This is a genomic window from Nonomuraea sp. NPDC049625, assembly GCF_040675285.1.
GTDB lineage: Bacteria > Actinomycetota > Actinomycetes > Streptosporangiales > Streptosporangiaceae > Nonomuraea > Nonomuraea angiospora_A.
Map to the genome: position 1 here is coordinate 410,362 of NZ_JBFAOQ010000004.1, position 22,544 is coordinate 432,905.

19 protein-coding genes are annotated in these 22,544 nt (G+C 70.6%); 5 read left to right on the forward strand and 14 right to left on the reverse strand.

The annotated features are described in order from the left end of the window. Nucleotides 1-29: 29 nt before the first annotated feature. Nucleotides 30-3,269, reverse strand: coding sequence for a hypothetical protein (locus AB0J87_RS20235; RefSeq protein ID WP_363967206.1), 3,240 nt, complete (start codon nucleotides 3,267-3,269; stop codon nucleotides 30-32). Then, nucleotides 3,266-4,657, reverse strand: coding sequence for a glycoside hydrolase family 43 protein (locus tag AB0J87_RS20240; RefSeq protein ID WP_363967208.1), 1,392 nt, complete (start codon nucleotides 4,655-4,657; stop codon nucleotides 3,266-3,268). The genes AB0J87_RS20235 and AB0J87_RS20240 overlap by 4 nt, the downstream gene beginning before the upstream one ends. 327 nt (nucleotides 4,658-4,984) lie before the next feature. Between AB0J87_RS20240 and AB0J87_RS20245 the strand changes: the two genes are divergently transcribed. The 3 genes from AB0J87_RS20245 (at nucleotide 4,985) to AB0J87_RS20255 (ending at nucleotide 8,869) form a co-directional block, all read left to right on the forward strand. Then, nucleotides 4,985-5,776 (forward strand): intradiol ring-cleavage dioxygenase, encoded by a 792-nt coding sequence (locus tag AB0J87_RS20245; RefSeq protein WP_363967210.1) that lies wholly within the window; start codon nucleotides 4,985-4,987, stop codon nucleotides 5,774-5,776. A gap of 108 nt (nucleotides 5,777-5,884) precedes the next feature. Then, nucleotides 5,885-6,760, forward strand: a complete 876-nt coding sequence (locus tag AB0J87_RS20250) for an intradiol ring-cleavage dioxygenase (protein ID WP_363967212.1) — start codon at nucleotides 5,885-5,887, stop codon at nucleotides 6,758-6,760. A gap of 126 nt (nucleotides 6,761-6,886) precedes the next feature. Beyond that, nucleotides 6,887-8,869 (forward strand): amino acid transporter, encoded by a 1,983-nt coding sequence (locus AB0J87_RS20255; RefSeq protein WP_363967214.1) that lies wholly within the window; start codon nucleotides 6,887-6,889, stop codon nucleotides 8,867-8,869. On the opposite strand, the gene AB0J87_RS20260 is transcribed toward AB0J87_RS20255, so the two are convergent. From AB0J87_RS20260 to AB0J87_RS20310, 11 genes are all read right to left on the reverse strand, one after another. Continuing rightward, nucleotides 8,769-9,785, reverse strand: coding sequence for a phosphotransferase (locus AB0J87_RS20260; protein WP_363967216.1), 1,017 nt, complete (start codon nucleotides 9,783-9,785; stop codon nucleotides 8,769-8,771). The genes AB0J87_RS20255 and AB0J87_RS20260 overlap by 101 nt on opposite strands. Continuing rightward, nucleotides 9,763-9,912, reverse strand: a complete 150-nt coding sequence (locus AB0J87_RS20265; protein WP_355207907.1) for a hypothetical protein — start codon at nucleotides 9,910-9,912, stop codon at nucleotides 9,763-9,765. Before AB0J87_RS20265 ends, AB0J87_RS20260 begins: the two co-directional genes overlap by 23 nt. A gap of 56 nt (nucleotides 9,913-9,968) precedes the next feature. Then, nucleotides 9,969-12,443 carry a PEP/pyruvate-binding domain-containing protein gene (locus AB0J87_RS20270; RefSeq protein ID WP_363967218.1) on the reverse strand — a complete coding sequence of 825 codons (2,475 nt, stop codon included), beginning with the start codon at nucleotides 12,441-12,443 and terminating at the stop codon, nucleotides 9,969-9,971. Nucleotide 12,444: 1 nt separating this feature from the next. Then, nucleotides 12,445-13,176: a helix-turn-helix domain-containing protein gene (locus tag AB0J87_RS20275; RefSeq protein WP_363967220.1), complete on the reverse strand. Its 732-nt coding sequence runs from the start codon at nucleotides 13,174-13,176 to the stop codon at nucleotides 12,445-12,447. A gap of 64 nt (nucleotides 13,177-13,240) precedes the next feature. Beyond that, nucleotides 13,241-14,167: a BadF/BadG/BcrA/BcrD ATPase family protein gene (locus AB0J87_RS20280; protein ID WP_363967222.1), complete on the reverse strand. Its 927-nt coding sequence runs from the start codon at nucleotides 14,165-14,167 to the stop codon at nucleotides 13,241-13,243. Beyond that, entirely contained in the window at nucleotides 14,164-15,189 is a 1,026-nt protein-coding gene (locus tag AB0J87_RS20285) for a hypothetical protein (RefSeq protein WP_363967224.1), read from the reverse strand. The genes AB0J87_RS20280 and AB0J87_RS20285 overlap by 4 nt, the downstream gene beginning before the upstream one ends. Further along, nucleotides 15,186-15,932, reverse strand: coding sequence for an SIS domain-containing protein (locus tag AB0J87_RS20290; RefSeq protein WP_350725226.1), 747 nt, complete (start codon nucleotides 15,930-15,932; stop codon nucleotides 15,186-15,188). The genes AB0J87_RS20285 and AB0J87_RS20290 overlap by 4 nt, the downstream gene beginning before the upstream one ends. Before the next feature lie 11 nt (nucleotides 15,933-15,943). Further along, nucleotides 15,944-16,747 (reverse strand): carbohydrate ABC transporter permease, encoded by an 804-nt coding sequence (locus tag AB0J87_RS20295; protein WP_355207921.1) that lies wholly within the window; start codon nucleotides 16,745-16,747, stop codon nucleotides 15,944-15,946. After that, nucleotides 16,744-17,634: a sugar ABC transporter permease gene (locus tag AB0J87_RS20300; RefSeq protein ID WP_350725222.1), complete on the reverse strand. Its 891-nt coding sequence runs from the start codon at nucleotides 17,632-17,634 to the stop codon at nucleotides 16,744-16,746. Before AB0J87_RS20300 ends, AB0J87_RS20295 begins: the two co-directional genes overlap by 4 nt. Next, complete coding sequence (locus tag AB0J87_RS20305; protein ID WP_363967227.1) at nucleotides 17,625-18,857, reverse strand: extracellular solute-binding protein; 1,233 nt, start codon at nucleotides 18,855-18,857, stop codon at nucleotides 17,625-17,627. The genes AB0J87_RS20300 and AB0J87_RS20305 overlap by 10 nt, the downstream gene beginning before the upstream one ends. A 9-nt stretch (nucleotides 18,858-18,866) precedes the next feature. Beyond that, entirely contained in the window at nucleotides 18,867-19,730 is an 864-nt protein-coding gene (locus AB0J87_RS20310) for a MurR/RpiR family transcriptional regulator (RefSeq protein WP_350725218.1), read from the reverse strand. Nucleotides 19,731-19,842: 112 nt separating this feature from the next. Between AB0J87_RS20310 and AB0J87_RS20315 the strand changes: the two genes are divergently transcribed. Further along, a complete protein-coding gene (locus tag AB0J87_RS20315) occupies nucleotides 19,843-21,483 on the forward strand; it encodes a bifunctional metallophosphatase/5'-nucleotidase (protein ID WP_363967229.1) in 1,641 nt (546 codons plus the stop codon). Here AB0J87_RS20315 and AB0J87_RS20320 read toward each other — a convergent pair. After that, nucleotides 21,467-21,895 carry a DUF6463 family protein gene (locus AB0J87_RS20320; protein ID WP_363967231.1) on the reverse strand — a complete coding sequence of 143 codons (429 nt, stop codon included), beginning with the start codon at nucleotides 21,893-21,895 and terminating at the stop codon, nucleotides 21,467-21,469. The genes AB0J87_RS20315 and AB0J87_RS20320 overlap by 17 nt on opposite strands. 84 nt (nucleotides 21,896-21,979) lie before the next feature. Here AB0J87_RS20320 and AB0J87_RS20325 point away from each other — a divergent pair, with 84 nt between their 5' ends. Further along, the gene (locus tag AB0J87_RS20325; protein ID WP_363967233.1) at nucleotides 21,980-22,540 is read left to right on the forward strand and encodes a TetR family transcriptional regulator; all 561 of its coding nucleotides are present in this window, start codon (nucleotides 21,980-21,982) and stop codon (nucleotides 22,538-22,540) included. The last annotated feature ends 4 nt before the right edge of the window (nucleotides 22,541-22,544 follow it).

A 22,544-nucleotide genomic window follows, 5' to 3' on the forward strand; every position in this document is an offset into this window, starting at 1 on the left:
GCGCGCGGAGGCGCGCCCCCACCGCGACGTCACGGACCGTAGGCCTTGACCTCCAGGAGGCCCACGGAGCTGCTGCCGTTACCGGTGAGCAGGACCCGCAGGCGGGTCGTGCTCGTGGCGTTGAAGGTGACGCTGTTGTAGGCGTTCTTGGTCAGCGTGTACGCCGAGGCGCCCGGCACGTCCACGTACGCGCTGCCGTTCCAGTACTGCAGCTTCCACGACGCGGGCATGTCGATCCCCTCGTCGTCGTCGAAGAAGTACACCTCGGCCCGGTTCAGGTTCTGGGCCGAGCCCCAGGTCAGGTCCACCCACTGCTGCCCGGTCTCCGGCCAGCAGCCCCAGCGCGGGTTGACGGTGTCGTTGGACGACGGCGGGTCGATCCCGTCGTTGATCGCGGCCACGCTCTCCCACGACGAGGTGTTCGACGCCGACGGCGTGGCCGACGACGCCAGGTTGGTGGGATTCGGCTGCTGCGTCCCGCCCCGGTTGAACACCTTGATCTCGGTGAGCCCCGTCCTGGCCCCGGAGGCGGCCGTGACCAGCACCCGCAGGCGCTGCGTGCTGACCGCGGAGAACTGCACCACGTTGTAGTTGGCCCGCGGCGCGGACGGTGTCTTGGCCTGGCCGGGCACGCTCACCCAGGCGCTGCCGTTGTAGTACTGGATGTCGTACGACGCCGGCGCCCGGTAGGTGGCGCTGGCCGGGCGGCTGTCCTTGAAGTAGAGCCGCACCTCGTTGACCGTCTTGGCGGAGCCGAAGTTCAGCTCGTACCAGTCCTGCCCGGCGGTCGTGCCGCCCCAGAACGGCTCGTTGATCGGGAAGCCGTCCACCGCGCCCGCGGTGGTGCTGCCCGAGGCCGTGGTGGAGGCCGTGGCGGTGGCGCCGGCGGCGAGGTTGGTGAGGTTGGCGGTCAGGTCGACGCCGGCCTTGGCCAGCATGTCGACCATGCGGGCGCTGTTCTGGGTGACCTGCGCGGGCGCCTGCAGCCCGGGCACCGCCACGTGGTAGGTGACGGACCCGCTGGTGGTGACGTCACCGGTGGCCGGGTCCCACGTGAACGGCACCAGCGACGACACCGTGGCCGCCCGGTTGCCGTTGATGTAGATCGAGTAGCCCTCGGGCACGCCGGGGTAGCGCACGACGCCGTCGGACGGGTCGTCCCAGACGATGGTCAGGTCGGCGTTGCGGTAGCGCAGGTTGTTGACGGTGAAGTGGGTCCAGCCGATGTTGATCGGCGAGAGCTCCACCTTGGCGTCGTTGCGCGGCCGCAGGCCGGCGACGTCCTCGACCACGGTCCAGTTGCTGCTGCCCAGGATGTTGTGGTGGATCCACGAGCGGTACGTGATGGACGAGCCGTTCCAGTCGGCCCAGAACTCGTTGGCGTCCGGCCACTGGGTGTTGCCGTTGATGTACTGCGCCCAGGCGTTCCAGTAGAGCAGCTTCTTGTACCAGGTCGGGTCGATCCACTCGTTGGGGTAGTTCCGCAGCACCGAGGAGAGCAGGCGGAACTGCACCGTGGAGTTGATCGTGGAGAAGTTGTTGCTGCCGGTGCCCGAGGCCGCCTTGTCGGCCTGGTTGGCGGTGTAGAAGGGGAAGATCGGGTACTGCGCCGGGTCGTCGAACAGGCGCAGGGCCTGCTTGTAGGTGGAGGTGTTGGGGATCGCGCCGACGGCGAACGGGTAGTAGTTGTTGATCTCCTTCCACGGCACCCATTCGTTGGTGGACTTCAGCCGGTGCTCGAAGAGCTGCCTGTTCGGGTTCCACAGCACGTTGACGATGGCGTTCTGGATCTGCGTGGCCAGCGTGCGCATCTCGTTGGCCTTGGCCGTGTTGCCGATCGCGTCGTACGCCTGCGCGGCGGCCAGCGCCCCGCTGTACTGGTAGGCGGACTCGGCGCGGTCCATGTTGCCCGGCTTCCAGTGGAAGGACACGGCGTCGGCGTCGTTGCCGGTCAGGGCGCCCCAGTCGTACTCGATGAGCTTGTTGTTGTCGTGGTCGTAGTAGGAGAGCTGGCCCTTGACGTCCTGCTCGGCGTAGCGGGCCAGGTTCGCGGCGATGGCGGGCTGGCCGCCGTGGATCTGGTAGCTCTTCCAGGCCGCCTCGCCGATGTACTGCGTGTAGCTGTTCGACCAGTTCTCCGGGTCGCCGGGGTTGTCCAGGAAGCGGCCGTTCTTGGAGATCTGCCCGACGCTCAGCCAGTCGCCGTACGAGTAGATCGGGTTACGCAGGTACTTGAGGTCGTCGATGTGCATGGGCTGGGTCAGCGCGATCGCGTTGTTGTAGCCCAGCGCGCCCTCGACGGAGGTGGGGAACTGGAAGGTCTGTCCGGGGATGTCCGCGTCCAGGTTGTTGAAGCGCATCAGCCACCAGCGGTAGTAGATGTTCTTCTTGATGCCGGGCTCGGGGACGTCGATGTAGGGGATGTTGTCGGCCCACCACTTGTTGTAGGCACGCACGTGCGTGGCGAACGCGGTGGCGGGCGTGTAGCCGGCGTAGGCGTCGTAGTCGGTGCGCGAGGCCGGGATCTCGTTGGTGACGAAGCCCATGACGACCTTGACGGTCGTCGTCGCCCCGGCGGCGATCGTGACGGACCTGTTCAGCCCGCCGCTGGAGACGGTGAACCCGTCACCGGTCAGCCTCGGATAGAGGGTGGTGAGGTTGTTGTAGGCGTTCACCTGGCCGGTCAGCTCGCTGCCACTGCCGGAGGTGGCGTACGGCGAGGTGGCCCGCAGCTGCAGCGTCGTCGAGGCGGAGCCGCCGTTGGTGATGGCCAGGTTGGCCACCGCCACGTTGTTGTCGGTGATGAACTTCGTCTGGTCGATCGTGATCGAGCCGCTGGTGTGCCGGCTCTTCCAGTAGCTGGGCGCCTGCCAGCGCGAGTTCACCTGTTCGGTGAACGTGCCGGGGGTGACGGCGACGGTGAAGGCGTTGTTGTTGTTGATGCTCTCCCAGTACGCCACCTGCCCGGCGAAGCCGAGCGTGCCGGGCGTGTGGGTCTTCATGAACAGCGCCCGGCCGCGCGTCATAAGCCACGTGCCGGCCGGGTCGTTGCCCGAGCGGGCCAGCAGCCGGTCCATCCAGAAGTCGGTGCCGGAGCTCTCGGCGTCGTAGATGGCCTGCATCGTGTTGCCGGTCGTGTACGACCCCGGCGGAGCGGGGACGGCCGGGCCGCTGAAGGTCGGATAGCCGATGGTCTGGTCCGCGTGCGCCGGCGCACCGGCGACGACCAGTCCCGCCACCAGCAGCAGGGCTAATAGGGCGCGCCTCATGAGAAGGCCCTCCATTCGAGCACACCGGTCGAGAAGCCGGACTTGGAGGTGATGTTCAGCCGCAACCGGGTTGTGTTGACCGAGGTGAACGTCGTGGTGTTGAAGGTGTTGCCCGCCACGCCGCAGGACGACTGGCCGGGCACGTTGACGTAGGCGCTGCCGTTCCAGTACTGCACCTGGCAGGAGGCCGGCAGGTCGATGCCCAGGTCGTCGTCGAACCAGTAGGTCTGGATCTTGGAGATGTTCTGGGCGCTGGGCCAGCGGTACTCGATCCACTCAGTGCCCTGGTGGTCCCAGTTGCCGTAGGCGCCGTGGCTGTGGTCGGCCGAGTTCGCCGGGGTGTAGCCGTCATTGATCGCCCCGAGCGTCTCCCAGGACGAGACGTACGAGGTGTACGGGGTGGCGCTGGTCGCCAGGTTGCCCGGGGTGGTGGGGCCGCCGCTGGTCTGGACGACCTTCTGCATGGTGCCGTCGGCGTTGAAGTAGAGCTTGTCGATGGTCACCGAGCGGCGGAAGTTGCCTCCGCCCGGGGCGGCGGCGTTGTGGTAGACCATGTACCACTGGCCCTTGTACTCGATGATCGCCGGGTGGTTGGTGGTCGAGCTGACCTGGTCGAGCACGACGCCGCGGTGCGTCCAGGGGCCGAGCGGGTTGCCGGCGGTGGCGTACCTGATGCAGGCGTAACCCGGCGCGGAGCAGGCCGAGTCGTTGGCCGCGTAGGCGAGGTAGTAGACGCCGTTGCGCTTGAACATCCAGGGGGCCTCCCAGAAGTTCGACACGCCGCTCGGGGTGACGACCGAGCCGTTGAGCGAGGTCATGTTGGCGTTGAGCTTGGCGGCGCGCAGGCCGTAGTAGGAGCCCCAGTACATGTAGACCTGGCCGTCGTCGTCGGTGAAGACGGTGGGGTCGATGTTGAGCGGCGAGGAGTTGGGGGTGCTGTCGCTGATCAGCGGGCCGCCCTTGGCGTCGCGGAACGGGCCGAGCGGGCTGTCGCCGACGGCCACGCCGATGTCCATCCAGCCGGCGCCGTTGCCGTTGACGGGGACGTACCAGTAGTACTTGCCGTCGGCGCCGCGCTCGACCTCGCCCGCCCAGGCGTCGGCGCCCGCCCAGGAGAAGTTCGAGATCGAGAGCTTGGCGCCCTGGTCGGTGAAGTTGGCGGCGTCGGTCGAGGTGAAGACGTGCCAGTCGCGCATGACGAAGTTCGTGCCGCCCGCGGGGGCCTCGTCGTGGCCGGTGTAGAGGTACAGGGTGTCGCCCACGACCAGCGCGGCCGGGTCGGCCGTGTAGATCGAGGTGGTGATCGGCGCGCCCGCGTACGCGGGCGTCGCGTTGCCGAGGATGAGCACGAGTGCCGCGGTGAGGGCCGCTGCCCAGCGTCGTCTCATGTGTTCGCCCCTTACAATCTAGCGATTGCTTTTGTTAGCGCTAACATCACGGACAGGGATCGAAGCGGTGAACCTAAAAGGTTTTCGGGAAAGTAGAACGACCCGACGGGGGCTGTCAATCGGCCACTGCAACTGTGTGCATGGCCTTCCAACTGGGCCTATCTGGCCCGACGGTCGCTGATCAGCTCGCGAGCCGCCTGGTTACAGTTTCATAACACAGAAAAGGTTTTCGACTCGACTATCATCGAGCGCAGGACGCGCCTCCGCTGAAAGACCGCCCTCCCGTGAGAAGTTCGTCTGAGTGCAGGAACGCCAGAAGGAACTCCAGTGGGACACGATCACGAAGGTCAGCGGGTCAGCCGGCGGCGGCTGATCACCGGCATCAGCTCGCTCGGGCTCGGCGCCGTACTGTCGGCGCCCGGCGCCCGGGCCGGGGCGGCGTCGAGGACGGCGACCGGGGATCTCGCCTCGCTGCTCGCCGGCTCGCGGGTGTGCAAGCTGACCCCGACGGCGACGCAGGGCCCCTACTACTTCGACGCCGACAAGATCCGCAGCGACATCCGGGAGAACAAGCCGGGCGTGCGGCTGCGGATGGGCATCAGGGTGCAGGACAGCGAGACGTGCTCGGCCATGGGCAACGCCGTCGTGGAGATCTGGCACTGCGACGCCGCGGGGGTCTACTCGGGGGCGGAGAAGGAGTCGAAGGACGACGCCGCCAGCGGCCCTCCCCCGGGCGGCTTCACCGACGTGGCCTTCATGAGCGACATGAAGCCCTCGGACGAGTACCGCTACCTGCGGGGCGCGCAGGTCACCAACGCCGACGGCATCGTGGAGTTCACGACCATCTGGCCGGGCTGGTACCCGGGCCGGACGGTCCACATCCACACCATGGTCCACTTCAGCGACCGGCGCGTGCTGAACACGCAGATCATGTTCGACGACGCGCTCAACGCCAAGGTGCTGGCGATGCCGCCCTACGCGGCGCACACCGGGCGCGACACCTTCAACAGCGCCGACAACATCTTCCGGGACGGCATGATGCTGCAGGTCATCGAGGACGGCGACGGCTACCTGGGCACGATCATCCTGTCCGCCGACTCCGATACGGACGGCGGCTGACCCCGTTCCCGACTCATGAGAACTTCATCCGCGGTAAAGGAGGTCCCAAGAGGTCCCGTCCTACGGTGAGGTCCGGAACACCACAGCATCCCGGACAAGGACACCATAGTGGGACACGATCACGAAGGTCAGCGCGTCAGCCGGAGGCGGCTGTTCGCCGGCATCAGCTCGCTCGGGCTCGGCAGCCTGCTGGCGGCCTGTTCGAGCGCCGAGGGCACGGCGACCGTCACGACGTCCACGGGCGCGAGCGTGACGCCGGCCGCCACCACGGCCAAGGACCTCACCTCGCTGTTCGACGGGGCCGGCACCTGCAAGCTGACCAGCACGACGACGCAGGGCCCCTACTACTTCGACGCCGACAAGATCCGCAGCGACATCCGCGAGGACAAGCAGGGCGTGCGGCTGCGGGTGGCCGTCAAGGTGCAGGACAGCGAGACGTGCAAGCCGCTGGGCAACGCGGTCGTGGAGATCTGGCACTGCGACGCGGCCGGGCTCTACTCGGGGGCCGAGGCGGCCTCGACCGGCGGTGGCGGCGGCAACCCGCCCGGCGGAGGCAATCCCCCGAGCGGCGCGCCCACCGGCGCCCCGCCGAGTGGCGGTCCCGGTAACGGTGGGGGCGACATGGCGGACCTGACGCCCACCGACGACAAGCGCTACCTCCGCGGCGCGCAGGTCACCAACGCCGACGGCATCGTGGAGTTCACCACGATCTGGCCTGGCTGGTACCGGGGGCGCACGATCCACATCCACGCCATGGTCCACTTCAGCAACCAGCGCGTGCTGACCACGCAGATGATGTTCGACGAGAAGCTCAACAGCGCGGTCATGGCGAAGTCGCCGTACTCGGAGCACACGGGGCGCGACACGTTCAACGGCAACGACAACATCTATGACGACAGCATGCTCATGAAGATCACTCAGGAGGACGACGGCTACCTCGGGGCCATCGTCTTCTCCGCCGACTCCGACAAGGACGGCGCCTAGACCCGCCGGGCCGGTTGTCCGGGTAGGTGGCGATCGGGAGGGTGCGGGGAGATTCGCCGGACCAGCCGCGTGGTAGCGTGCCGGACCCCCTAGGGTGGTTTCCGTTCTCGATGAGAGGAAGATCCGGTGAGCGGTACCGGTGGGCGTACGATCCCCGCGGTCGTCGACAGCCCGACCCCTCCAGCGCCCCCGTCCAACGGTCTGGCGCGCTGGTTGCTGCAGCTTCGCGTGCAGCCGACCGGCCCGGAGACGACCGAGGCGCACGCCGAGCCGCAGGCCTGGTGGAAGGTCATGTGCCTGACCGGCGTCGACTACTTCTCCACGCTGGCCTACCTGCCCGCCATCGCCGCGCTGGCGGCCGGCGCCTTATCGCCGCTGGCCACGCTGCTCATCGTGGCGCTGACGCTGCTCGGCATGCTGCCGATGTACCGGCGGGTGGCCCGGGAGAGCCCGCACGGGCAGGGCTCGGTGGCGATGCTGGAGCGGCTGCTGCCGTTCTGGCGGGGCAAGCTGTTCGTGCTGGTGCTGCTGGGGTTCGTGGCCACGTCGTGGATCATCACGATCACGCTTTCCGCGGCCGACGCGTCCGTGCACGTCGTGGAGAACCCGTTCTTCCCGAGCTTCCTGCACGGCCACGAGGTCCTGCTGACCTCGGTGCTGCTGCTGGTGCTGGGCGGGGTGTTCCTGCTCGGGTTCAGCGAGGCGGTCGGCGTGGCCATCCCGCTGGTCGCGATCTTCCTGGTGCTGAACGCGGTCGTCGTCGCCGTCGGCCTGGGCGACGTCTTCACCTCGCCGGACGCGCTCTCCCGCTGGACCGACGCGCTGACCAGCGGCACGGGCGGCTTCGGCGGCCTCATCGGACCGGCCGTCCTGGCCTTCCCGCTGCTCGTGCTGGGCCTTTCGGGGTTCGAGACGGGCGTCAGCATGATGCCGCTGGTGGCCGCCGCCGGCAAGACCGCCGAGGAGCAGCTGGAGTCCCGCGTAGCCAACACGCGCAAGCTGCTCACCTGCGCCGCGCTCATCATGAGCGTCTACCTGATCGCGACCAGCTTCGTGACGACGGTGCTCATCCCGGCCGAGAAGTTCCGGCCCGGCGGCGAGGCCAACGGCAGGGCGCTGGCGTACCTGGCGCACGAGCGGCTCGGCGAGATGTTCGGCACGGTCTACGACATCAGCACGATCCTCATCCTGTGGTTCGCCGGCGCCTCCGCGATGGCCGGCCTGATCAACATCGTGCCGCGCTACCTGCCCTCGTACGGCATGGCGCCGGACTGGGGCCGCGCCGTGCGGCCCGTGGTGCTGGTCTACACGGGCATCTGCGTGGTGCTCACCATCGCCTTCGACGCCGACGTGGACGCCCAGGCCGGCGCGTACGCCACGGGCATCCTGGCCATGATGGTCTCCGGCGCGGTCGCCGTGACGATCTCGGCCATCCGCCGCCGCCAGCGGGCCGCCACGGCCGGCTTCTCGGTGCTCACCCTGGTGCTGGTGTACGCGCTGGTGGAGAACATCCGGGAGAAGCCCGACGGCATCGCCATCTCCGCGCTGTTCATCCTGGGCATCATCGCCATCTCGCTGGTCTCGCGCGTCTCGCGGACGACCGAGCTGCGGGCCGACCGGATCGAGTTCGACGAGGCGGCGCGGCGGTTCATCGCCGACTCGCTCGACTACGACGGCGCGCTCAACATCATCGCCAACCGCCGCCAGGCGGGTGACGCGGCCGAGTACGCCGAGAAGGAGGCCGAGCAGCGCGGGGTCAACCCGGTCCCGGGCCGGGCGGACATCATGTTCCTGGAGATCGACGTCATCGACCCGTCCGGCTTCAGCGACGTGCTCCACGTGCGCGGCGTGGAGGTGGACAAGTACCGCATCCTGCGCGCGGAGAGCCCGGCCGCGCCCAACGCCATCGCCGCCGTCCTGCTCGCGCTCCGCGACGCCGGGGGTGTGCGGCCGCACTGCTACTTCGCGTGGGCGGAGGGCTCGCCGCTGGTGCACCTGTTCCGCTATCTCATCCTCGGCCGCGGCGACACGGCGCCGGTCGTACGCGAGATCCTGCGCAAGAGCGAGCCCGAGCCCGCCAACCGGCCCGGTATCCACGTCGGCGGCTAGCGGGCCCCTTCACGCCCAGCGGGCGCCGAGCCAGGCGAGGGTGGCGCGGCGGGAGTGCGCGCCGCTCCCGCAGGTGCGGCGCGTGCGCCGGTCCGGGAAGCACCGCGGTACGCGTCCAGTAGCCCAGGAGCGTCACCAGCAGGGCGTCCACGCCCTCTGGTGCCGCCCGCCGCCCGAGCGGGTGCCCGGCGAAGACCTCCTCCGGGTCGGGATCCCCGAGCTCGGACTCCAGCAGCAGGCAGACGAGGTCCACCCAGTCCGGTCCCACGCAGGCCCGCCCCCAGTCCACGAGCCGGGCCGTGCCGCGCTCGTCGATGAGGATGTTGTCGAACCGCGGATCGAAGTGGAGCATCGTGTCGCCGGTGACCAGCGACTCCCATTCCCGCTCGACCTCCGCCAGCCTGGCCAGGTGGCCGCGTTCCCACGCGCCGAGCCGGGCGGTGCCCGGGTCCTGCCACAGCTCGCAGCGGCCCTTCATGCGCGCGGCGACGGTCGGGAGGCCGTCCACCGGCGCCGGGGTCAGCTCCCTGGCGCAGACCGTGAGCAGGTCCAGCGCCGCCGCCAGCTCCTCGGGGCGCCACGGCTCGTGCGGCACCCGCCCGGGCGCCAGTTCGGAGCAGATCAGCAGCCAGCCGTCCCTTTCGTCCGTGAACAGCAGGCGCGGCGCGGGCACCCCGGGAGGCAGCGCCGCGCTGACGGCGGCCTCCTCCCGGTAGCCGGCCGCGTCCCCGCCGTCCGCCGGGACGGCCTTGACGAACACGCGTTCCCCGCCGGCGAGCGCGGCCACGCCGAGCACGCCGTCCGAGAAGCCGCCCCGCCGCTCCTCGAAGCCGCGCACGGCGCCCAGCCTGCGCTCCACCTCGGCCACGAGCGACGGGGGCAGCTCGGCGAAGTCACGCCGCCGGATCGGCCTCATCCTCCCTGTCCATTTCCGCCCTGCCCACTTCCATGGGGCCCCGATCGAGCGCCAGCTTGGCAATGCGGAATCGGGCGCAGCGCGCCTCGAGCTCGTACACGTCCTGCGGAGTCCACCATTCGATCATGGGCACCAAGGTCATCCCATGCCACCCGTTGAAGCGATCGACTTGGCGGAGACTTTTCACGCCAGCAACTCGACCGTGCCCCGCTCGCCGTCCACCCTGATCCGGTCGCCGTCGCGCACCCGCATGGTGGCGTTGCCGGTGCCGACCACGGCGGGGATGCCCAGCTCGCGCGCCACGATCGAGGCGTGCGACAGCGGCGCGCCCATGTCGGTCACCACGGCCGCCGCGCGGGGGAACATCGGGGTCCAGCCCACGTTCGTGAGCGTCGTGACGAGGATCTCGCCCGGCTTGAGCCGGTCGCCCTCCTCGGGCCCCGAGATCACCCGGGCGACGCCCTCGACGATGCCGGGAGCGCCGGGGAAGCCCTGCACGGTGTCGCTCACCGGCACGACCGTGCCGCGCGCGTCGTAGACGTCGACCCGCCGGGCGGGGTCGGCGGCCCAGCGCACGGGGTCGAAGTGGCCGACGATCAGCGCGGGGTAGAGCGGCAGGGCCGCGTACCGCTCGTAGGTGGCCCGCCGCACCGGCACCCGCTCCAGCGCGGCCGGGTCACCCCGAAGCAGGGCCAGCAGCTCGTCGAGGTAGAGGAAGAACACGTCGTCGCCCCGGCCCGACAGCTCCCCGGCCCGTACGGCGAAGGCCCGCAGCACCCAGAACGCCCGCATGTTCTCCGAGCGCGCGGACTCGCGGTCCCGCACGACGGCGTTCCACCGCTGGACCCTGGCGCGCATCCTGGCCTCCTGGCGCGGATAGCGCCCGGCGAAGCGCGCCCACGCCTCCTCCCTGGCCTTCCGCTGCCGCGCGAGCAGCGCCTCGGTGTCGGCCCGCAGGTCGCGCAGGCCCGCGAGCTGGGCGTCGATCCAGGCGTCGTCCTCGCCGGGCCGCGGGATCGACACCTCGAACTCGTGGGGGCCGCGATGCCCGTACCCGCGGGCGAACTCGTCCCTGGTGATCTCCCCGCGCGCCAGCCTGGACAGGCCCATCACCGGCCCCAGGCTGGCCAGCTCGCCATCGGTGTTGACGCCGGTCAGCATGGCCTCGGCGTCGACCTCGCCCACCATCTTGCGCAGCCGGTCGCGGGTCCAGACCAGGGTGGCGCCGCCCTGACGGCCGGCGGCCTCCAGCATGCGGCAGGAGGTGACCATGTGAGGCTTGATCTCGCGTTCCCACAGCTCGGCCAGCTCGGGGCCCGACCCGGTGGCGGCGATCGTGGCGCGCAGCTCCTCGCAGCGCCGCTGCGAGGTGTCCAGGAACGCTCGCATGCCCTTGAGGTTGGTACGCACGCGGCGCCGGACGCCGACCGCCATGGGCAGGACCCGCTTGATGATCTCCCAGCGCGACACCGGCACCATCGGCACGCCGAGCCCCGGCGGCAGCTTGCCGAAGATCTGGTCGACCGTGCTCAGCCTGCCGCGCATGCCCAGAGCGCCGGCGATGGAGTGGACGACGCTCAGGTTCATGTAGAAGCGGCCGCCGATGTTGCCGACCATGTCGAAGCCCGGCAGGGCCGAGGCGGACATGGCCTCGTGGATGAACAGCCGCACGAACGACCACGTCATGGGCGTCATCACGTCGGGGATGGCCTCGCCCAGGTTGCCGCCGGTCCACAGGTATTCGCCCTTGAGACTGTCGTTCCACTCCTCGACCTGCGGCTTGAGGCCGGTGATCGGGCGGGCCTGGACGATGGCGAACCTCCCGTCGCGCCTGGCCCACTCGACGTCCATCGGCGTGCCGTACAGGCTCTGGATGCGCGCGCCGATCGCGGCCAGCTCCACGGCCTGCGCGGCGTCGAGCACGGCCGCGCGCCGCAGGTCCTCCGGGACGGGCCGCTCGCGGGTGCCGTCGGGGGTGCGGACGGTCATGACCGTCTTGTCGCTCACCTGCTCCTGCGTCACGGCGCCGCCGGACACGACGACCGTGTCAGGGGTGACCTGGCCGCCGACGACCGCCTCGCCGAGCCCCCAGGAGGCGTTGACGACGGTCTCGTCGCGGGCGCCGCTGACCGGGTTCGCGGTGAACATGATGCCGGCCGCGTCCGCGTCCACCAGCTCCTGGACCACCACGGCCAGCGCCACGTCGTCGTGGGGGACGCCGTTCTGGTCGCGGTAGGCGACGGCGCGCGGGTTCCACAGCGAGGCCCAGCAGCGCCTGACAGCGTCGAGCAGGGCGTCGCCCCTGATGTTGAGGTAGGTGTCCTGCTGGCCGGCGAACGACATGTCCGGCAGGTCTTCGGCGGTGGCGGACGAGCGCACGGCCACCGGCACGTCGTCGCCGAGCGCCTCGTACGCCCGGCGGATCTCCGCGGCAAGCCCGGCGGGCATGTCGTGCTCGGCGAACAGCGTCCGCGGGTCCTCCGCGTGCGGGATCTCGTCCAGGAAGGCCGACACGAACGCCCGGTAGGCCTCGGTCGTGATGTGGAACCCGGCGGGGACGGGCAGCCCGGCCCTGGTCAGCCTGGCCAGCGACGCGCCTTTGCCGCCGACGGTCGCGAGGTCGGCCGCCGCGTCGTCGAGAGGGAGTACGGTCTTCACGTCACACGCTCCTTTGCGCCTTTTGCGACCCGCCCATGGAGGCCGCCAGCCGCTGCTCGGCGATCTCCTGCGCGGCGGCGAGGAAGTCGAGGGTGGCCCGCGCGACGGCGTCCGCGTCGTCGCCGGACAGGGTGCGGCCCGTGCTCATGGCCCGGTCGATGGTGTCGGCCACCAGGAACGCGATCCGGTCGGCGGACTCCTCCGCCTCCATGCGCAGGCCGTCCGGCACGAACAGGAACCCGTACAGGACGGCGTTGGCCACCATGGCGTGGTCGCCCGGCTCCTCGCGCACCGCGCCCAGCTTGACCAGCTCCGCCACGTACGCCTCCAGGGGCAGGCCCATCGTCGGCGACTGGCCCGCCTGCTGCTTCTGGCGGGTGAACTTGCCCAGCAGGTCCGAGTCGCCCCGCATGAGCGCCTGGAGCAGCGGCCTGCGCAGCAGCACGCGGGCGTACCCGCCGTACAGCTCGCCCAGCGTGGCCGGCGTGCCCTGGCGGACCTCGGCCAGCATGAGCACCCGCTCGCGGCGCAGCAACGCGGCGAAGAGCTCGTCGCGCGTCTTCCAGTGCAGGTAAATGGTGCCCTTGGCGACGCCTGCCCGCTTGGCCACGTCGTCGATCGTGGTCTTGCCGTAGCCCCAGCGCAGGACCAGATCGGCGGCGGCGTCGAGGATCCGGTGGGCCCGCTCCATCTGCCGGGCCGGATCCTGCGGTGGCCGCCCTACCTTGACCATCCGTCTCACCTCATTTGTTTGACCAGATGAGACTAATCGGTCATTAAATTAATGACAAGTTCACTCAAGGGTGGTCGAGAGTGGTGAAGCGCGCGTGCGCGCCGAGGTCGCCCAGCCGGTCGAGCGCGGCCAGCCAGCTCGCCCCCGCCGCGCCGTCCCGCGCGGTGACCACCTCCCGCCCGGCCAGCAGCGCCATGACCGCCGTGCGTACCGGGCCGTCGGCGGCCAGCACGCCGCCCGCCAGCACGATCGGACCCTCCCCGTGCACGCGGCCCGCCGTCGCCGCCAGCCGCCGCGCGGCCTCGCCGACGATCTGCGCCGCGCGCTCGTCCCCGGCCGCCGCCGCCTCGGCCACGAGCGGCGCCGCGGCCCCCACCAGCATGCGGTCGGCCTGCGCCAGCCGCACGATGCGGTCGGCGCGCCGCCGCGGCTCCCCCGTCGCGCCGAAGTGCGCGCCGACCAGCTCCACCAGCGGCCCGCCCGGCAGGCCGCGATCGAGCGCGCGGACGGCCGCGCGCACCCCGGCCCGGCCGATCCAGAAGCCTCCGCCCTCGTCGCCGAGCAGCCACCCGAGCCCGTCGGCGACGGCCGCCACCGCGCGACCGGAGAAGCGGGCGGCCGCCGCCCCCGTCCCGGCCAGCAGCAGCGTGCCGGACGGCGCCGGGGTGCCGGCCGCGTAGGCGACGTCCACGTCACTCGCCGGTCTGGGCGGGGAGGCGATGCCGCACGCGGTCCAGACGCGCCGCAGCACCTCGGTGAAGCCGTCGTCCGCGCCCGCCACCCCCGCCACCGAGGCGGCCACCAGCGACGGGTCCAGGCCGTCGAGCGCGCGGCGCAGGGCCTGCTCGATCGCCGCCCCGGCCGCCGGGCCGCCGTGCGCGGCCGGGTTGCCGGGGCCGGCGGTGCCGTATCCGAGCCTGGTCCCGTCCGCCGCGTGGAGGGCGGCCCGGGTGGTGGTGCCGCCGGCGTCGACGCCGGCGAAGAGCATCATCGGACCAGTCTCGCCGCGCCGGGCGCAAGGGTGAAGGCCGTGCCGCACGCCTCGTAGGCGCCGGTCGCCGGGTCGAAGGCCTCGGTGATCCCGTCGAGCGTGACCTCGGCCGGCTCGTCGTGACGGGCGTTGCAGACGAACAGCAGGCCCTCGCCGTAGTGGCCCACCAGGACGTCGCCGTCGTGGTCGGCCGACGTCCAGCCGGACAGCTCCGCCGCCACCGGGCGCAGCCAGCGGGTGTTGAGGTCGCGCACCATGCCGTAGCGCTCGGTCGGCACGCCGTCCCCGTCGATGAGCGCCGGCCGGAAGCCCTCGCCGCGCGCCGGGTCGGGCGTCCAGTAGGTGAAGTACTGGATGCCGGTGTAGCCGTAGGCGAGCGCGGTGTTGACCTGCCAGGCCAGCTCGGCGGCCGTCGGCTCGCGGTGCCCGTCGTAGGCCAGCGTCTGCACGTACATCCAGGCGGGCAGCCCTGCCCGGCGCGCGTGCTCGCGCACGGTCGCCAGGTCGGCGAGGTAGCCCTCGTCGAAGCCGTCGGCCAGGAACGGGTAGCGGTCGAAGGAGAGCACGTCGGGGCGGACGATCCTGGCGAACTCCCCCACGTACGCGTCGTAGGGGCCGGTGGCGTGGCTCGGGAGGAGGTTGGCGTAGGCGAAGGCGCCGGCCGCGCGCACGGCGGCGACCCCGGCCGCCACCCTGGCGAACTGCTCGGCGTGCGGCTCGTCCATGAGGCTGACGCCTCGGAAGGAGCGGAACGGGCGGTAGTCCTCGACCACCCGGCCGATCAGCGGCGCGGGGTCCACGTCCAGGTCGCGCATGAGCACGTCCACGCGCGGGTCCGAGGCGACCAGCACGCCGAGCCCCGCCTCCTCGGCGCAGGCCAGCGCGTGCCGCAGGATGACGCGGTCGTTGAGGTAGTTGCCGGTGATGACCAGGTCGATGCCGGCTTCGGCGATCTCCCGGTAGCGGGCGGCCGTCGTCTCGTGGGGCGGCGGCGGCCAGAAGGCGGCGATCGTCAGGTTCACAGCGCTCCCGTCCTGATCCGCCCGGCGTAGCGGGCCACGAGGGCGTCGTTGTGCGCGTCGGCGCCGGGGATGTTGGCCGACAGGTAGACCGGCGGGACCGTTCCATCCGCCTGGAGCAGGCCGATCGCCTCGGCGATCATCAGCTGCACGACCAGCGCCGAGGTGATCGAGGAGATGCCGCAGACCGGGCCGTGCTCGGTCGGCAGGACGGCGTCGCCGTACGGCGCCAGGTTGTCGATCACGATGTCCGCCAGCTCGAACAGCCGCTCCCCCGACGGGTGGCGCGAGGTGATGGCGCCGGAGTGGGCCAGGGAGGTGATCGCGATCAGCGGCAGGCCGCGCTCCTTGACCAGCCGGGCCATCTCCACGGTCGAGCCGTTGCCGCCCGAGTTCGAGGCGATGACGAAGACGTCGGACTTCTCGATCGTGTGCAGGGCCAGCACCTGGTGCGCGGTGCGCGGATCGCGCTCGGCCAGCGGGTCGAACTCGCCGGGGTCGGCCGAGCCCAGCACCACCGGGTCGCGCAGGGTGAGCCGGTTGGTCGGGATGAGACCGCCCGCCCGGCCCGCCACCTCCAGCGCCACCGCCTCCGAGTGGCCCGTCCCGTACGCGTGCACGACGCCGCCGGCGCGCACGGCCTCGGCGATCAGCGCCCCCGACCGCCGGATGGCGGGCAGCTGGCCGGTCAGCAGCCGGTCCAGGCGGGAGCGCGCCTCGTCGGCGAAGGCCATCACAAGATCCATGGATTGTTTCCTCAACGGTTCATGCCGGCGGTCAGCCCGGCGACGATCTGGCGCGTGGCCAGGACGAAGAGCACGACCAGCGGGATCGTCGTCATCACCAGGCCGGCGAAGAGCGTCCCCCAGTCGTTCTGGAACTGGCCGAAGAAGTGGGTGAGGCCGACCGGCAGGGTCAGCTTGCTCTCGTCCCGCATCAGGACCAGGGGGTAGAAGAAGTCATTCCAGATCGGCACGAACTGGAAGACCACCACCGTCGCGAGCGCGGGCCGGACCAGCGGCAGCATCACGTGCCAGAAGGTCGCGAACGGGCCGGCGCCGTCCAGGGACGCGGCCTCGTCCAGCTCGTACGGCAGCTGGCGGAAGAAGGCGGTCAGCACGAAGACGTTGAACGGGACCGACCCGGCCGCGTAGACCAGCACCAGCCCGGCCAGCGAGTCCACCAGCCCCATGCTCTCCAGCAGGTAGAACAGCGGCAGCACGCCCAGGTGGGCGGGCAGCGTCATGCCGGAGATGAAATAGGCGGCGAACATGCCGCGGCCGCGGAACTCCCTGCGGCCCAGCGGGTACGCGGCCAGCAGCGAGACCCCGGCGCCCAGCAGCACCGCGCAGACCACGACGACCGCCGAGTTGACCACGTACGTGGAGAAGGACGCCTCCGTCCACGCCTTGACGTAGTTGCCGAACCCGGTGGGCCGGCCGAGCGGCTGGTCGAAGATCTCGCTGGTGGGCCGGAACGAGCTGAGCACCATGACGAGCAGGGGCGCCATGGAGAAGGCGGCGTAGCCCCAGAGCAGGATCTTGATCGCCAGTGCCCTCATGCCTTCCTCCTCAGGACCCGCTCGAGCAGCAGCGTCGAGCCGAAGATGAAGGTGAACATGAAGACCGCCAGCGCCGAGGAGGTGCCCAGCGCGTTGACGTCGCCCGAGGCGAAGGCGGTCCGGTAGAACAGCAGTCCGAGCACGTCCGTCGCGCCCGCCGGGGCGCCGTTGGAGCCGCCGAGCGCGTAGACCAGGGCGAAGGTGCCCATGCTGCCGATGAAGCTGAGGATCGTGACGGTGGCCATGGCCGGCTTGAGCAGCGGCAGCGTGATGCGCCAGAACACCTGCCAGGAGCCCGCGCCGTCGGTCCTGGCGGCCTCGCCGTACTCCTGGGGGATGCCGCCGAGGGCGGCGCTGAACAGCAGCATCGGAAAGCCCACCCACTGCCAGGTGGTGATCATGATGACGGTCGGCAACGCGGTGTCCGGGTCGCCCAGCCACGGCATCGCCAGGCCGAGCGGCTTGAGGAACGCGTTGACCGGGCCGAAGGCGGGGCTGAGCAGCAGGGTCCACAGGTAGCCGATGACCAGGGGGTTGACCAGGTACGGCAGGGCGAACATGGTCTGCAGGGCCCGCTTGCCGCGCCGTACTCGGGACAGCGCGAGCGCGAAGGCCAGGCCCAGCGTGTTCTGCACCAGCATGGTGCCCGCGAAGAGCAGGAAGTTGTGCCCCAGCGCCGGCAGCAGCTGGTCGAGGAAGGTGCCCGACAGCAGGCCGGCGTAGTTGTCCACCCCGGCGAAGCCGCCGCGCAGCGTGCCCTTCCAGGAGAAGAAGCTGTAGGTCAGGCCGGTGAACAGCGGGTAGACCACGAAAGCCGAGTAAAGGAGGAAGGCGGGGATCAGGAACAGGTACGACGATCCCCGCCCCCGCCGCGTGCCTAGAGCCATGTGGACACGCTCTTGTCGAGCCGCTCCGCCGCTTCCTTGGCGGTGATCCGGCCCAGCAGCATCTCCTGCAGCGCCTTGGAGAACACGGCGGCCGAGGAGGGGTTGCCGTAGGCGAACTCGTTCATGAAGTAGGCCGCGCCGTGCTGCTTGAAGGTGGTGGCGACCTCGCCGAGCAGGGGGTCCTTGGGCGTGACGCCGGGGACGGCGGAGAAGATGCGCAGGGTGTCGGTGTAGAGCTGGCCGTAGTCCTTGGAGGCCAGCCAGGCGGCGAACTTCAGCGCCTCGGCCTTGTGCCTGGTCTTGACGTTGATGCCGTAGGAGCCGTCGGTGAAGCCGGGCATGAGGCCCTGGCCTTCCGGCGAGGGCGGCGTGAAGACGCCGAGATCGACGCCCTTGGCGTTCTCGTTGAAGAAGTTCAGCTCCCACAGGCCGCCGGGGAACATGGCCGCCTTGCCGGAGGAGAACAGGATCTGCGCGTCGGTGTAGGAGACGCCGGCGGCGTTCTCGGGGAAGTACGGCTTGAGCTTGCCGAGCTGCTCGATGCCCTCGACGAAGCGCGGGTCGGCGAACTTCTTCCGCTTGGCCTTGACGTCGGCGAGGAACTCGTCGCCGCCCCACTGGGCGGTGCCGAAGATGCTCGCCACGATCGGCAGCATCCAGTCGTCCTTGCCGCCGAAGGCGAACGGGATGATGCCCTTGGCCTTGAGCTTCTCGGCGGAGGAGATCATCTCGTCGTACGTCTTGGGCGGGGTGACGCCGTTGTCGGCGAAGATCTTCTTGTTGTAGATCACCTGCAGGGTCTGCACGGCGAACGGGACGCCGTACACCTTGCCGTCCTTGTCGCCCTTGGCGGCGCGCAGGACGCCCTCGTCGTAGCTCGCCAGGCCGGGCACGTCCTTGGCGTCGAGCGGGAGCAGCCGGCCCGCCTCGACCAGCGGCTGCAGCTGGGCTCCGGCGCGCAGCCAGGCCAGGTCGGGGCCGCTGTCGCCGGCCAGGCCGGTGGACAGGATCGTGTCGTACTCGGTGGCGGTGGTGAAGGAGCGGGCGTCGACGTCGACGCCGGGGTTGAGCTTCTCGTACGCGGCGAACATCTTGTCGTAGTTGGCCTCGGGACCCCACCCCCAGACCGAGAGGGTGACCTTGCCCTCGCCGGCACTGGTGGTGGTCGAAGGGGCACAGGCGGTGAGGGCTGTCGCCAGCGCGACAGCGGCGGCGAGGCGCATGGGGGGCTCCTAGCGTGGGGGCAGGCGGTGCTTGGCGACCGCGTCGGTGGCGGCGGTCAGCAGCTGGTTGCTGGTCTGATGGGTACGTTGGACGACGCCGATGTAGAGGCAGTCCAGGACGAGCATCTGGGTGTGGCGGGCGGCCACCCCGCCGGCGCGGAAGGGGGTGTCCTGCGCGGCGGTGGTGAGGACGATGTCGGCGGCCTCGGCCAGCGGGCTGCGGGGGAAGTTGGTGACCGCGATCGTGGTGGCGCCACGTTCTTTGGCGATGGTCAGCGGCTCGACGACCTCGGCCGTGGTGCCCGAGTGGGAGATGCCGAGCGCCACGTCGTGGCCGTCGCGCGCGTTGGCGCTGCAGACGGCGTTGTGCACGTCGGTCCACAGCGCACCCGGCCGGCCGATGGCGTGCAGCCGCAGGTGCAGGTCCATGGCCACGCCGGCGCTGCCGGCGACCGCGAAGAAGTCGATGAACCTGGCGCGCACCAGGGCGGAGGCCGCCCGGTCCACCGCCTCGAGGTCGAGCTGGGCCGCCGTCTCCTCCATCGCGCGCATGTCGCTGGCCAGCAGGCTGCGCAGCACCAGGCTCGCGGGGTCGTCCGGCGAGAAGGCGATCAGGCTCTGCTCGCGCGGGGTGGCGTCGTTGCGGCCGAGCTCGGCCGCCAGCGCCAGCCTGAGCTCGGGGTAGCCGGCCAGGCCCAGCTCGCGGCAGAAGCGGGTGACGGTGGTGAGTGAGGTGCCGCACCGCTCCGCCAGCTCGCCGATGGTCGAGGCGGCCACGGCGGCGGGGTCCGCCAGGATCGTCTCGGCGATGCGCCGGTGGGTCGCGGTGAGGGTGGGCTCGACCCCCCGGATTCTGGCCAGGATCGGTGACATGGGAGGAACCCTCCCGCTTTCCTACATGTATGTCAATAGTTCACATTCAACAGACGATGTTAGAAAATTTCCCCCTTGTGTGATCTGTTGGGAGTATGTCACTTTCGAGGCCATGCGGAACTTCCTCCTGGCGCTGGTGCTCGGGAGCGCCGGCCTGCTGCCCACCCGCGCCGACGCGGTGGACATCCAGTTACTGGCCTTCAACGACTTCCACTCCGGCTTCCCGACCAGCTTCGCCATGACGCCGTCCGGCCCGGTCCCGGCGGGCGGCGCCGAGTACCTGGCCGCCCACATGGACCGGCTCCAGCGCGACAACCCCCACGGCACGCTGCGGCTCGCGGCCGGCGACAACATCTCCTCCAGCACCATGAACGCCACCGCCCTGCACGACGAGCCGGGCATCCAGGCGCTCAACCTGATGCGCCTGGACGCCTCCAGCGTCGGCAACCACGAGTTCGACGAGGGCCTGACCGAGTTCCGCCGGATGGAGGACGGCGGCTGCCACCCGATCGAAGGGTGCGCGCTCCCGGGCTTCAAGGGCGCCGACTTCCCGTACCTGGGCGCCAACATCGTCGACACCACCACCGGCAAGCCCGCGATGACCCCCTACATCGTGAAGGAGGTCAAGGGCGTCAAGGTCGGCATCATCGGCGTCAGCTACAAGAACACGCTGAACGAGGCCCCCGGCCCCACCGCGCCGCTGGAGGGACGCGACGAGGCCGAGGCGGTCAACACGTACGCGGCCGAGCTCAAGGCCAAGGGTGTGCGGACCATCGTGGTGCTGATCCACCAGGGCGGCGGCCAGACCGGCGGCGGCCTGCCCAACCAGTGCAACAACCTGGCCGGGCCGATCAAGGACATCGTGCAGCGGTTCGACCCCGAGGTGGACGCGGTGATCTCGGGGCACACGCACAACGCGTACAACTGCGTGATCAACGGCATCCCGGTCACCCAGACCTCGGGCCACACGCGCGAGCTCACCAGGATCTCCCTCACCGTGGACCGGGCGACCGGCAACCCGACCGCCTCCAAGGCCGAGAACCTCACCGTCACCCACGACGTCAAGCCGGACGGCCAGATCGCCGCCCTGCGCCGCAGGACCGACGAGCAGGGGCAGAAGCTGCTGGACCGGCCGGTCGGCCTGCTCGCCCGCGACCTCACCGCCCAGCGCAACGCCGCCGGCGAGTCCACCGTCGGCCACGCCCTGGCCGACGCCCGGCTCTTCGCCACCTCGGCCTCGGAGAACGGCGGCGCCCAGATCGGGATCCAGCCGCCCTACGGCGGCGGCATCGGCGGCGACCTGATCGTCAACCCCACCGGCAACGAGATGTCGAACCTGGTGACGCACGGCAAGGCGCTGCGCGTGCAGCCGTTCAGCAACATGCTCGTCACCATGACGCTCACCGGCGCCCAGCTGGAGCGGCTGCTGGAGCAGCAGTGGTGCGGCCAGGGCACCGCGCGCGTGCTCGGCGTCTCCCAGGGGCTCACGTACACCTACGACAACGCCAAGCCCGCCTGCGACCGGATCGACCCGGCCACCGTCAAGCTCAACGGGACCGTCGTCGATCCGGCCGCGAAGTACCGCCTGACCGCCAACTCCTTCATCGCGAACGGCGGCGACGGCTTCTCGGTGCTGACCGAGGGCACCGACCGGGTGGAGAAGGTGCGCGACATCGAGGCGTTCGAGTCCTACATCCGGGCGAAGAGCCCGCTGCAGGCCCCGGCCCTGGGCCGGGTCACCCGCCTGAACTAGGACCAGGGCGGTCCCGGGCCGCCACGATGATGAGCGCCCCGGAGACCGTCCCGGCGAAGAACGGGGACGGCACGAGCAGGACGCCGCCCAGCGCACACCACGCCGCGACACCCCAGCCGAGTCCGGCGGGCACCGCCACCCCTCGTCCGGCCAGGTGCCAGATCAGGCACCCCAGGAGGAACAAGGGGACGGCGAAGCCCCCCGGACCGGCCCAGAAGACGAGCTTGTTCTGCAGGGACTCCACCGTCTGGCCGCCGCCCGTGAATTCGAGCGGGACGGCCGCCCACAGCCCCCGATCCGCCCAGCCGGCGACGTCGCCCCAGGCGAAGAGCGCCAGCAGGGACAGGTGCCCCGCGCCCAGCACCAGCATGATCCCGCTCGCCCAGCGGAGCAGCCGCTTCTTGGAGTCCATCGTGACACCCTTCTATGTTGACCGACACAGGCTATATCGCCTGGCATATGCTCTGTCATCCGGCATACCTGGTTAGATGGCCGCATGGCCACGCGACGTATCGAGAGCGCTCAGGAGAGCCGCCGGCTGCTGGTGACGGCCGCGGCCGAGCTCTTCGCCGAGAAGGGATACCGGCAGACGAGCTTCATCGACATCGCCGACAAGGCCGGCATCAGCCGCGGCTCCATCCCCTGGCACTTCGGCAACAAGCTCGGCCTGCTGGAAGCGGTGGTCGACGACCAGGTCCAGGCCGTGCCGAGCGGCTTCCCCGCGCCCGCCGGTGATCCGCTCGACCAGGTCATGGGCTTCATCCGCCGGCCCGCCACGCGGCTGTTCATCACCCTGCTCGCCGAGGCCGTGGAGGTCGGCTCACCGATCCGCGAGCACTACGCCCGGCTCCACGCGGCACTCCGGCAGGGGGTGCTGGCCCGGATACCGGCGGACGCGCTGCCCCCGGGCACCGACCCGGAGGCGTTCGCGGTCCTGCTGGTGGGGGCCGTCATCGGCGTCCACGCCCAGTGGCGGGTCGCTCCCGAGGCGGTGGACCTGGAGTCCGTCCAGGCCACGCTCCGCGCCCTGCTGCCGGCGGGCCTCGGGCACGCCTGACCTG